Origin of the sequence: Natronomonas salsuginis (assembly GCF_005239135.1) — an archaeon.
Lineage (GTDB): Archaea > Halobacteriota > Halobacteria > Halobacteriales > Haloarculaceae > Natronomonas > Natronomonas salsuginis.
In genome coordinates, this window is record NZ_QKNX01000001.1 from 871,209 (window position 1) to 881,904 (window position 10,696).

Here is a 10,696-nt window from a genome sequence, read left to right on the forward strand (position 1 = left end):
GACATTGAGTCGACGACTATACCGTGATAGATCGTACCGCTGGGTGGTGACACATCGTGGGCGATACGAACACCGCGGGAATGGGGCCGAGCAACGTCGGGCGTAACGATGCATCGACGGTAGCCGATGCGATCCGGATGATAGAATCCTACGAGACCGTCGATGGGATGGTCTTCTACGACGCCGAAAACCCGTTGGCGTGGATGCTCTCGGACCACGTCGTCGACCTCGATTCGTCCGCGTGATTTTTGCTCCCCAAGCCCCTCGATACGTCCGTGACTCCACTTGAAGAGGACGAATCGGATGCGTGGCCAGACGAGCCGAAAGAGTTCGACCCCGACAGTCTCGGGCCCGATATCCCGGATTCCTCGCCGACCCTCGGTGAATCGATCGGCGCGAGCGCCGACGTACCGGAGGAGCTCTTTCGGGCGTTCTGGGCGGCGGTTCTCTTCTTCAACGTCGCGCTTGCGGCCCTGTCTATCGGTGCGATGCTGATCTACTTCCGCGGCGACTACGGAACCGGCGTTCCGGTGTTGCTGGTCGGGGTCGTCGCCGGACTCGCCACCCTCCGGTACTACTGGGGCGTCAAAGCCGGTCGGTATAGCGGATCAAAAAACGCCGACAGCGACAGAACGGGCGACTCGACCGATCAGGGCGCGAAATGAGAGCGATCGAACACGACGGAGAGCAGTACCTGTTGATAAAGCGATCGAGCGAATCGAGCCTCGTCCGAGATCCCAAGACCGGTACCGAGCGCTATCTTCCCAACGACGAGCTGACCGTGACCGGCGAGGCACCGCTGGCGGTCGCCGCTCGAAGCGTGCCGGAACCACAACGTCGGATCCTGACGGCGGTTCACTCCGAACGCCTCCTCGGATTGCTCGTCGAACTCGACGACGACGGCCCGCTATCGGTCCGCGAGCTCCTCGACCGGTACGACCTCTGTGAGTCCGATCTCCACGGCCACGTCGCGGAGCTTCGAGCAGCCGGGCTCGTTCGGGAGGCCGAACACTACGGCGAACGCGGATACGCCACGACCGAACTGGCACGCGAGGGACTCGAAGCCCTACGGTAGGGTTTCGGCCGTCGCCGATCGTTCGACGCTCGATCGATTCGTCGTCGGATCTTTCTGGACCGCAACGAGGTCGTCCGCAGCGCCGACCAACTCCTCGTCGTGGCTGACGACGACAATCTGTTCGACGCCGTGCTCGGTCATCGACTCGATCAGTTCGACGAGTTTCGAGACGTGTCCCGAGTCGAGAAACACCGTTGGCTCGTCGAGGATGAGCGGCGGCGTCGGCGCGCTGCCTTCGATCCCCTCCGAGAGGAGTCGGTAGATCGCACAGCGAAGCGAGAGATTGAACAGCGCCCGCTCGCCGCCCGAGAGCTGTTCGGGATCGAGCGGCGTCCCGTCCTTCTGGTACACCGTCAGCTCGTACTCGCCGTCGAGTTCGATTCGGGCGTACGAATCGTTCTGGTAGACGAGATCGAACGTCTCATTGAGCATCGTCTCCAGTCGATCGACGTTTCTCTGTCTGAGCTCGCGTCTGAGCGTCCCGTAGGTCTCCTGTAGCTGCATCGCCTCATCGTAGAGCGACTCCAGCCGGTCGACCGTCGCCGCGAGCTCCTCGCGTTGCGTTTTGAGCGACGACAGTTCGTCGAGTTCGTTCTCGACGCCCCCGATCCGGTTCTGGAGTTCGTCGCGCTCGACCCGCTTCTTCTCGAGATACGGCTCGAACTCGGAGAGGTACGCCTCTGCCTTCCGCTTGTTCTCTCTGGCCGCCTCGACAGCGGATTCGTCGAACTCCTCTTCGAGTTTCTCGCGCCGGTCGCGTTTGTCCGCCAGCCGCTCCCGGCGCTGCTCGTTGAGTTCGGCCTTGTTCGCCCGGCGCTCGCGCAGCGTCTCGATGTCTCGTTCGGTCTCGGCGATCTCGTCGAGATGCTCGTCGATCCGTTCGAGCCGGTCTCTCCGGTCGTCGAGTCGTGCCTTCTCCCTGTTCAGTTCACCGATCGCCTCGCGAGACGCCGTGGCTTCGTCCTCGCACTCCGCCGCCCGGTCGTCGAACTCGGAGGCACGCGTCTCGGCCTCCTCGGCCTCGGACCGAAGGGATTCGATCCGCTCGACCGTGTCACGCACCGTCTCGCGGCGCTGTTCGATCAGCGTCCGGACGTTGTCACGGTTCTCGATTAGCCGGTCCAGTTCGGCCGCCGTCTCGCGTAACTCGTCGGCGCGTTCGACGCGCACATCGAGCGTTTCGACTTCTGATTCGACCGCCTCAAGCTCCGATTCGAGTTCGGCGACCCGCTCTCGGTCGCTCTCGATGCCGTCGACGTGCGGCGAGCCGTCGGTCGGCTGCCCGCACTCGGGGCACCTCCCTTCGTCGAGCAGACGCTCGGCCTCCCGAACCGACTCGCGGGCGTTCTTCAACTCGGTTCGCAGTTCGGCGACTCGCTCGCGTCGCTCGGAGCGCTCCTCGCGCACGGACTCGTGGTGTGCGTCGAGTTCGTCCCGTTCGACCGGTGCGTCCTCGATCGCGGCGCGAAGCGTCTCGATCCGCTCGTCCAGTTCCCCGATGCGCTCGCCGCGTTCGTCGAGCGTTTGGCGTTCGGACTCGACTTCGGCTTCGAGTCGATCCACCGTCTCCCGTTTGTCTCCGCTCTGCTCGCGGAGTTCCTCGGCCCGCTCGCGGGCGTTCTCGGCGTCGTTCGCGTGGTCTTTCGCCTCCAGCCGGCGCTCCTCGATCCGCTCACGAACCGAATCGATCTCGTCGTCGATCGCCTCGATGCGTTCGGCGACGGCGTTTCGGTCCGGCGCGTCGAGGTCCGTCTCCGCGATCTGGTCGTCGAGATCGGATTCGAGCGACTCAACGGTTTCGCGCCGCGAGCGAACGCGGTCGTCGATGGTCTCACGCTCGCGCTCGGCCTCGGCTATCGTCGCGGTCAGCTCCTCGATATCCATCTGGAGGTCGTCGATCTCCTCGCGCCGGGCTTCGTACTCCGTGAGCGTCCCCTCGGCCGTTTCGAGCGTCTTCTCGGCGGCGAGACAGCCGCGCTCTTTCGTCTCGATCTCGTCGGTCACCGAAGACAGCTCCGACTCCAGCGTGTTGAGTGTCTCGTGGAGCTCCTTGGCCTCCTTCGCCTCGATCGTCTCCTCGCGGTCGGCGAGCAGCTCGCGCTTTCGATCGCGGACGCGCTTGACGCCGATGCGGGCGTCGCTAGCGCGTTCGCGGTAGGTTTCGAGCCTTCCGAGCTGGAGGAGCTCGTCGATCATGTCCTGGCGCTCGCTCGGCGAGGCGTTGATGAGTTTGTTCACTTCCCCCTGGCGGACGTACGCGCAGTTGACGAACGCCTCGGCGTCCATCCGAAGGAGCTCCTCGATGTGGGCCTCGACCTCGGTCACCTGTTCGATCGGGCCGTTTGGGGTTTCGAGCACGCAGGTCGTCGTTTGCGCCGTTTCACCCCTGACCTTCACCTCTCGCTCGACGCGGTAGTCCGCGCCGCCGTGCGTGAACGAGAGCACGATCGACATCTCCTCTTCGCCGTTCGCGATCGCGTCGTCGAGCGTGCCGTCGATCGCCGATGCACCGTAGAGGGCGAAGAAACACGCCTCCAACAGCGACGACTTCCCGCTGCCGTTGACACCGTGGATGACGGTGACGCCCGGCCCGAGCGAGAGGTCGGTATCGGCGTGTGATTTGAAGTTCCGAATGTGGACATGCTCGAACTTCACAGGTACTCACCCATGGAGGATTGGCCGTCCGACGAGTCGTCGGATTCTGGGCGCGACGCGTCCGCTTCGGGGGAGGAGACTGGCGCGGAGTCTGTCTCGGAGACAGATGGATGATCGGAGTCCGACTCCGAGGCGGAGAGTCGAGAGTCCGAGGTCGAAGCTGCGGCCGACTCGGACGCGGAATCGGACGCTGCCTCCCCCTGTGACCCCCCGAACGAGTCCGGATCGGCGAGCAGTTCCTCGACACGCCGCTCGACCTCGCTTGCGACGTTCGAGTCCGCGATCGTGGCCGACCGAATCGTCTCGTCGAGATCGCGGGCCGCATCGCTCAGTTCGATCTCCCGGAGCCGCTCTCTGACGGCCTCGTCCGGGTCCGCAAAGGAGACGTCGGCGTCAACCGCTTCATCGGCCAGTTCCCGACGGTCTTTCACTCGAGCCACGAGGGCGCCCTCGTCGGTCGCGAACGATTCGATGCTAGCCGGGGAGACGGATTCGCCGTCCCCCTCGAGCGACACGTGGACGACCGCGTCTTCGAGGTCGTGCTCACGGAGTCGGTCGCGGACGCGTTCGACGCCCTCGTGTTCGCCGAGTTCCAGATCGACGAAGACGAACGGCCGCGTTTCGAGGCCTCGACGGGAGATCCGCACGTCGCCGTCCCCCTCGAACTCGACGAGGTTGTACCCCCGCTCCTCGCGCTCGCCCGCGCTCGCTCGCTCGGTCGAACCTGGATAGGTGACCCACACGTCCGAAACCTCCTGCGTCGTGGGGACGTGTTCGTCGCCCAAGAGCACGGCGTCGAACTCGGCGGACGCGGAATCGAGTATCTCCGCCACGTCCCACTCGACGCTGCCGTAGTCGGGAACGAGTGGCTCGAACCGGCCGTGGGAGACGAGTGCGGCGGATTCAGCCTCGTGAGATTCGAACTCGTAGTCGAGGTCGGCCCGTTGGGCGCGTGGGACGAAATCCAGCCCGTAGAACGCCGTCTCGCCGACGACGACCGGTTCGTCGCCGAGGCGGGTCGCAAGCCCCATCGCCTCGAACAGGTCGAGCCACTGCGCCGATCGTTTCGTTTCGTGGTTGCCGACGACGGCGAGAAACGGGATGTCGGCGTCGGAAAGCGTTTCGAGCACGTCGAGCGTCCCCAGGAGATCGGAGAGGTCGGGTCGCCGATCGTGAAAGAGGTCCCCGGCGTGGACGACGGCGTCGACGTCCGACTCGACCGCGTCCGCGATGACTCGCCGAAACGCGTCGAGAAAGTCCACCTGGCGCTCGGGGCTGTGGTACTGTCGGTACCCGATGTGGGTGTCTGCGGTGTGAAGCACCCGTGTCATTGGCGTGGACGTTCGCCGTCTGCTCTTAAATCGGTTCCGTGACCGCGGTGGAAGTGGTCGTCGGTCGCCAACTCGGTGGCGGCCCGACGAAACCGACGGTACGTGGTCAGTGTTCGGCGTCCCCGTGCTTCGAGCTCCGGATCGTCCGTCGCCTCGACCGCCGCTTCGAGCTGCCCGAGACCGATCGTCTCGACGAACCGCGCCGCGGCGTCGAGATCGTCGACGGACTCGGCGGCGCGTTCGATGACGGTCGCTTCGTCCGGACCGGCCAGGCGACTCAGCGAGGTTTTCAGTCGTACCGTTTCGGCGGGGTCCTCGGATACCACAGTGGTCGTCGATGGTTGCCTCTTTGTATAAAAACCGTTCGCCGATCGATCCGAAACCGGGACGCTCACTCGACGGCGAGCGAGTAGACGCGCTTTCGGGCGTCGGTAAAGGAGAACCGGGAGTCGACAGCGTCGACGTCTTCGAGCCGCGTGAGCGCGTACCGAACCGTTCGGGGCGGCAACATCGTCTCGTCGGCCAGTTGACTCTGTGTGAGTCGGTCGTTGTACTCGAGCACCTTCGCGACCAGTTTCGCACTCGGTGGGAGATCGGCGACGGCGTCCCAGCCGACCGGTTCGGCGTCCACCTCGAATTCGGTTGCACTCATTGTGCCACCTTCTTCATGAGAACCAATAATACTTACTATCCTTTTTTATCATTGTGAGTTATTTTAGACGGCAAGCAGGCGGAGGAGCGGCGCGGGTGGACACCGCCACTCCGGGACAACACGGTGTGCAACGCAAACGATCATCCCCATGACCCGAAGCCTCTTATGAGTACAGGCGCTATCAATCCGGTAATGACCGACACTGTGGACGACGCCGACCTGCCGTACGAGGACGGTGCGTCACAGCAGCAAAAGGTGGAGGTGCTCGAGGAGCGTCTCGAGATTCTCGAACAGCAGAACGACGAGATGCGGGACAAACTCCTCGATGCCAACGCGGAGAACAACAAGTACCAACAGAAGCTCGAACGACTGACTCACGAGAACAAGAAGCTCAAGCAGTCGCCGCTGTTCGTCGCGACAGTCCAAGAGTTGACCGACGAGGGCGTCATCATCAAACAGCACGGGAACAATCAGGAGGCGCTCACCGAGGTCACAGCGGAGATGCGAGAGGAGCTTTCACCCGACGCTCGCGTCGCGGTGAACAACTCACTATCAATCGTCAAGCAGCTCGACAGCGAGACGGACGTTCGCGCGAGAGTGATGCAGGTCGATCAGTCGCCCGACGTTTCCTACGCCGATATCGGCGGCATCGACGAGCAGATGGAGGAGGTCCGCGAGACCGTCGAGATGCCGATCGAGAGCCCGGAGATGTTCGACGAGGTCGGGATCGACCCGCCGTCGGGCGTCCTGCTATACGGCCCGCCGGGGACCGGGAAGACGATGCTCGCGAAGGCCGTCGCCAACCAGACAGACGCGACGTTCATCAAGATGGCCGGCTCCGAGCTCGTCCACAAGTTCATCGGCGAGGGTGCGAAGCTCGTCCGCGATCTCTTCGAGCTCGCCCGCCAGCAGGAGCCGGCCGTCGTGTTCATCGACGAGATCGACGCCATCGCTGCCAAGCGGACCGAATCGAAGACCTCCGGCGACGCCGAGGTCCAGCGGACGATGATGCAGCTGCTCGCCGAGATGGACGGCTTCGAGGAACGCGGCCAGATCTCGATCATCGCGGCGACGAACCGCTTCGACATGCTCGATCGCGCGATCCTCCGGCCCGGCCGCTTCGATCGGCTCATCGAGGTCCCCAAGCCGGAGGCCGAAGGTCGAGGGCTGATCTTCGAGATCCACACCCGCGGCATGAACATCGCCGACGACGTCGACTTCGAGGAACTCGCGGAACTCGCTGTCGGCGCGTCGGGTGCCGACATCAAGGCAATCTGCACCGAGGCCGGCATGTACGCGATCCGCGACGATCGCCTGGAAGTCGCCACCGAGGACTTCGAGCAGGCCTGGCGGAAGATCCAACAGACCGACGAGGACGACGACGAGATCTCGAAGACGTTCGCCTGAGTCCGCCCGCTGTTTTCGAGGGGCCAACGTAAGCCGCCTACATAGTCGATTGGAATTCAAAATAGATATTCATGTGGATTCTGAAACGGCGTGTATGCCCCACGGACAAGACATCGAAGGCGAGAACGATCCGGAATCGCTTTCAGAGTACGAGTGTATGCAGTGCGGCAAACTCCTCGAAGCGAAGACCCACCCCGGTGAGTGCGAGTGCGGCGGCGAGTTTCAAAACCGTGCGAAGTCACTCGAGTAGCGTTCCGGAGACCGCGTGAATCCCGAACGACGGCGGGATTAAAACAGCGAGAAGATCAGGTACGGGATCCCGAAGAGCACGAGCGTCATCCCCAACAGGATGAGCACGTAGGCGGCGACGGTGCTCCCCGCGGTGCGGAACGAGGCATGGTCGAGTTCTGATTTGAGATCGGCGGCGTTCATACACGAGTGTGCGAACGCGTTCGTTTATATGTGTCGCTCCGCGAGGCCGCACGGCGCGATTCGGCGGGGTCAGCCGAGGATTTCGGTGATTCGCCGCGGTTCGCCCGAAAGGGACGGATTCTCCTCGATCATTTGGAGAACTTCGTGATCGGTCACGTCGGGGTACGGCTTCTCCGCGGCCTCCTCGATGAGCGTCTTCTCCATGCGAAACTCGGTGCCCTCGTAGATGACATCGACGCCTTCCTGGTCGAACGAGAGAACGGTCATACCCCGAGTTGGTCGCTGTCAAATATAAGGGCCACGAGTGGACGAGGAACGCGTCAGACCCACGTCAGACGCCGCCGGAGAGGTTAAGACGCCTGCGGAACACACTCCGAGCGTGTTCGGGTCGGATCCACTCGAAGCGCTCGCGATCCCAGACGGGACGCACGTCAAAGAACGCGACCTCGTCACCGACGGCGACGTGCTGGTCGGCGGCCAAAGCGTCGTCGAACTCGGAGTTCGCGGCGGCAGCGTCCTCGCCGGGGAACGCGTCACCTTCGGCGGCGACATCGAGGCCGACGGCGACTGCCGACTCGATATGTGGTGTGAGGTCGACGGAAACGTCCTCGTCGGCAGCGACGCCTACCTCGGCGAGCGCGTCCACATCACGGGACAGCTTATCGTCTCGGGCGACCTCGATATCGGCGACGACGTGGACATCGAGCGCGGCTTCGAGGCCAACGGATGGATCGTCATCCGAAACCCGATGCCGACGATCGTCTTCCTGTTCGTCTACCTCTCGCACTTACTCCACATCGGCGAGGAGGAGGCCGCAGAGGAGGTGGCGGCCGAAGCGTTCGACGACCGCGACGCCGAGCCGGCCACCATTCCGCGCGGATCGCGGGTGTCCGACGACGCGTGGCGCGTCTCGACGCCGGCGTCGATCGGCGACGACTGCCGGCTTCATGGGAACATCCGCGCCGCCGAGATCGAGGTCGGACGGAACACCGAGGTGTTCGGCAGCCTTCGGTCGAAGGGTCCGATTCGGATCGGCAACGGGACAGTCGTTCACGGCGACGTGACGACCCGAGGCGGCGACGTGACCATCGAGCCTGGCGTTCACGTCCGCGGCGACATCTCGTGTGACCGGTGTGAGCTCTCCGAGATCGCCGACGTCGACGGGACGATCCGAGCGCGAGAGGGGATCAGATTCGAGGAACCGCCGAACAGAGCCGTCGAAACCGGTGCCGATGGGGCGTCGTCTCAGACACCGCCCGATCGGGAGGTGGACGGTGACGGCGAAGACGGTGCGGGATCGGACGATGGGGACGACGGGTCCGAGTCAGAAAGAGCCGTCTCGCCCGCGGTCGTTCCGATCGGCGACGGCGCGCTTCCAAAGCCGGAGTCGGGCTCGAACGCGACCCTGAAGACGGCGGCGGAGGTGTATCCCGGTGCCGACCGGATCGCCGCGGTCGTCCCCCTCGGCGAGAACGACATCGAGTGGGACGCGCTCGACGATCGGCGGTCGAACGGGAGCGGAGCGGACGACGTCGCGGCGATCATCGCCGACGCGGAAGTCGATCCCGGACCGGACGGGCGGTGACGGGTCGGCTGCGACCGGGACACATATACGAATGGCTCGGGTAGCCGGGGTATGCTTTCGGTCGCTCTCGCCGGCAAGCCAAACGCCGGCAAATCGACGTTCTATAAGGCCGCCACGCGGGCGGACGTCGATATCGGCAACTATCCCTTCACCACGATCGATCCGAACCGCGGCGTCAGCCACGTTCGGACCCGATGTCCCTGTCTCGATCTCGAGGAGCGCTGCGGCAACGAGAACTGCCACGACGGCAAACGCTACGTGCCGATCGAACTGCTCGACGTGGCCGGGTTGGTCCCGGGCGCACACGAGGGGAAGGGACTCGGGAACCAGTTCCTCGACGCGCTGACGAACGCCGACGTCATCCTCAACGTCGTCGACGCCTCGGGCGGCACGAACGCGGAGGGCGAGCCGGTCGAGGTGGGCTCGTACGACCCCGTCGACGACGTGCAGTTCATCGAACGGGAGATGGACCTGTGGCTCGCGGGCATCGTCGACCGGAACTGGGAGACGATCGAACGGCAGTCGCGCTCGCCCGACTTCGACATCGAGGCGTCGCTGACGGAGATGCTCACCGGGGTCGGCGCGAGCGAGCACGACGTCGCGGCAATCCTCCGCGAGCTCGACTACGTCGACGATCCGATGGCCTGGGACGACGCCGACCGCGAGGAACTCGCTCGGCTCGTCCGCGTCCGGACGAAACCGATCGTCGTCGTCGCGAACAAAGCCGACGTCGCACCCTCGGGGAACGTCGAACGGTTGCAGGAGGCGGCCGAACGGGTCGTCCCGTGCACGGCCGAGGGCGAACTCGCCCTGCGCGGCGCGGTCGAAGCGAGCGCGATCGACTACGATCCTGGCGACGAGACGTTCACCGTCACGGGCGATATTTCGGAGACCCAACGCGACGGGCTCGAACGCGTTCGGACGGTCATGGCCGAGTGGGGTGGCACGGGCGTGCAGACCGCGCTCGACGACGCGGTCTACGACCTCCTCGATCGGATCACGGTGTACCCCGTCCAGAATGAAACGCGGTGGACGGACGGGCAGGGGAACGTCCTCCCGGACGCGTTCTTGCTCCTGGCTGGGGCGACACCGAAGGATCTCGCGTTCGCCGTTCACTCGGACATCGGCGAGGGGTATCTCCACGCGGTCGACGGGCGGGCGAACCGCCGGATCGGAGAGGAGCACGAACTCGAAGAGGGCGACGTCATCAAGATCGTCTCGACAGCGGGTTGACATCCTCCCCGCGCTAAACGGCGAAGATTCCCCGAAGGGGATATTCAGGTTGCGCGTTTCCTCGGGCCTCAAGTACGCTTTCGCGTGGGCCGTCAATGGTCGCCGTCCAGTTGTGACCAAGGACGTGCTTTCCAGCGTGTGTAGCCCTGTCAATGGGGCCTTCCTCCCCGCATACAGCGGGCGTCAGCGACGGCTGGCCATTCAACCAGCGAGGTAGCACGGTTCGCCTCACCCAAAGTGTTAGGCCGTGCATGGTTCACCCTCCCGTTGTGCGATATTCTCCGACGCGTTCAGGTCGGCGTGGCGTCCACGGTTACACTCCGAAC

The 10,696-nt window shown here is 64.4% G+C and carries 13 protein-coding genes; 7 read left to right on the forward strand and 6 right to left on the reverse strand.

What is annotated here, in order from left to right:
- Nucleotides 1-56: 56 nt before the first annotated feature.
- The 3 genes from DM868_RS04675 to DM868_RS04685 are packed head-to-tail and all read left to right on the forward strand — an operon-like array spanning nt 57 to nt 1,075.
- Nucleotides 57-245, forward strand: a complete 189-nt coding sequence (locus tag DM868_RS04675) for a DUF7331 family protein (protein WP_137275663.1) — start codon at nt 57-59, stop codon at nt 243-245.
- Nucleotides 246-275: 30 nt separating this feature from the next.
- Nucleotides 276-665 carry a DUF7322 domain-containing protein gene (locus DM868_RS04680; protein ID WP_137275664.1) on the forward strand — a complete coding sequence of 130 codons (390 nt, stop codon included), beginning with the start codon at nt 276-278 and terminating at the stop codon, nt 663-665.
- A complete protein-coding gene (locus tag DM868_RS04685; RefSeq protein WP_137275665.1) occupies nt 662-1,075 on the forward strand; it encodes a DUF7346 family protein in 414 nt (137 codons plus the stop codon). The genes DM868_RS04680 and DM868_RS04685 overlap by 4 nt, the downstream gene beginning before the upstream one ends.
- Here the strand turns inward: DM868_RS04685 and rad50 are convergent.
- From rad50 to DM868_RS04705, 4 genes are all read right to left on the reverse strand, one after another.
- On the reverse strand, nt 1,067-3,730 hold the full coding sequence (gene rad50 / locus DM868_RS04690) for a DNA double-strand break repair ATPase Rad50 (protein ID WP_137275666.1): 2,664 nt from the start codon (nt 3,728-3,730) through the stop codon (nt 1,067-1,069). The genes DM868_RS04685 and rad50 overlap by 9 nt on opposite strands.
- Nucleotides 3,727-5,061, reverse strand: coding sequence for a DNA double-strand break repair protein Mre11 (gene mre11 / locus DM868_RS04695; protein ID WP_137275667.1), 1,335 nt, complete (start codon nt 5,059-5,061; stop codon nt 3,727-3,729). Before mre11 ends, rad50 begins: the two co-directional genes overlap by 4 nt.
- Nucleotides 5,058-5,387 (reverse strand): hypothetical protein, encoded by a 330-nt coding sequence (locus DM868_RS04700; RefSeq protein WP_137275668.1) that lies wholly within the window; start codon nt 5,385-5,387, stop codon nt 5,058-5,060. Before DM868_RS04700 ends, mre11 begins: the two co-directional genes overlap by 4 nt.
- A 65-nt stretch (nt 5,388-5,452) precedes the next feature.
- Nucleotides 5,453-5,713, reverse strand: coding sequence for a MarR family transcriptional regulator (locus tag DM868_RS04705; protein WP_137275669.1), 261 nt, complete (start codon nt 5,711-5,713; stop codon nt 5,453-5,455).
- A 192-nt stretch (nt 5,714-5,905) separates the two neighbouring features.
- Between DM868_RS04705 and pan1 the strand changes: the two genes are divergently transcribed.
- Nucleotides 5,906-7,120 (forward strand): proteasome-activating nucleotidase Pan1, encoded by a 1,215-nt coding sequence (pan1, locus tag DM868_RS04710; RefSeq protein ID WP_137275670.1) that lies wholly within the window; start codon nt 5,906-5,908, stop codon nt 7,118-7,120.
- Between the two features lie 94 nt (nt 7,121-7,214).
- On the forward strand, nt 7,215-7,370 hold the full coding sequence (locus DM868_RS04715; protein ID WP_137275671.1) for a rubrerythrin-like domain-containing protein: 156 nt from the start codon (nt 7,215-7,217) through the stop codon (nt 7,368-7,370).
- A 38-nt stretch (nt 7,371-7,408) separates the two neighbouring features.
- Here the strand turns inward: DM868_RS04715 and DM868_RS15050 are convergent, their stop codons facing one another.
- Together DM868_RS15050 and DM868_RS04720 are read right to left on the reverse strand one after the other, a co-directional pair.
- Nucleotides 7,409-7,552 carry a hypothetical protein gene (locus tag DM868_RS15050; RefSeq protein WP_170964426.1) on the reverse strand — a complete coding sequence of 48 codons (144 nt, stop codon included), beginning with the start codon at nt 7,550-7,552 and terminating at the stop codon, nt 7,409-7,411.
- A 69-nt stretch (nt 7,553-7,621) separates the two neighbouring features.
- A complete protein-coding gene (locus tag DM868_RS04720; protein WP_137275672.1) occupies nt 7,622-7,819 on the reverse strand; it encodes a DUF5800 family protein in 198 nt (65 codons plus the stop codon).
- A 112-nt stretch (nt 7,820-7,931) separates the two neighbouring features.
- On the opposite strand from DM868_RS04720, the gene DM868_RS04725 reads away from it, so the two are divergent.
- Nucleotides 7,932-9,137 (forward strand): polymer-forming cytoskeletal protein, encoded by a 1,206-nt coding sequence (locus tag DM868_RS04725; RefSeq protein ID WP_137275673.1) that lies wholly within the window; start codon nt 7,932-7,934, stop codon nt 9,135-9,137.
- A 51-nt stretch (nt 9,138-9,188) separates the two neighbouring features.
- Nucleotides 9,189-10,370, forward strand: a complete 1,182-nt coding sequence (locus DM868_RS04730) for a redox-regulated ATPase YchF (RefSeq protein WP_137275674.1) — start codon at nt 9,189-9,191, stop codon at nt 10,368-10,370.
- Nucleotides 10,371-10,696: the final 326 nt, after the last annotated feature.

Bases quoted from the DNA above. Each gene is read 5' to 3' on its own strand.
- DM868_RS04685 (WP_137275665.1), top strand. From the start codon at position 662: ATGAGAGCGATCGAACACGACGGAGAGCAGTACCTGTTGATAAAGCGA.
- mre11 (WP_137275667.1), bottom strand. From the start codon at position 5,061: ATGACACGGGTGCTTCACACCGCAGACACCCACATCGGGTACCGACAG.
- DM868_RS04705 (WP_137275669.1), bottom strand. From the start codon at position 5,713: ATGAGTGCAACCGAATTCGAGGTGGACGCCGAACCGGTCGGCTGGGAC.
- pan1 (WP_137275670.1), top strand. From the start codon at position 5,906: ATGACCGACACTGTGGACGACGCCGACCTGCCGTACGAGGACGGTGCG.
- DM868_RS04715 (WP_137275671.1), top strand. From the start codon at position 7,215: ATGCCCCACGGACAAGACATCGAAGGCGAGAACGATCCGGAATCGCTT.
- DM868_RS15050 (WP_170964426.1), bottom strand. From the start codon at position 7,552: ATGAACGCCGCCGATCTCAAATCAGAACTCGACCATGCCTCGTTCCGC.
- DM868_RS04720 (WP_137275672.1), bottom strand. From the start codon at position 7,819: ATGACCGTTCTCTCGTTCGACCAGGAAGGCGTCGATGTCATCTACGAG.
- DM868_RS04730 (WP_137275674.1), top strand. From the start codon at position 9,189: ATGCTTTCGGTCGCTCTCGCCGGCAAGCCAAACGCCGGCAAATCGACG.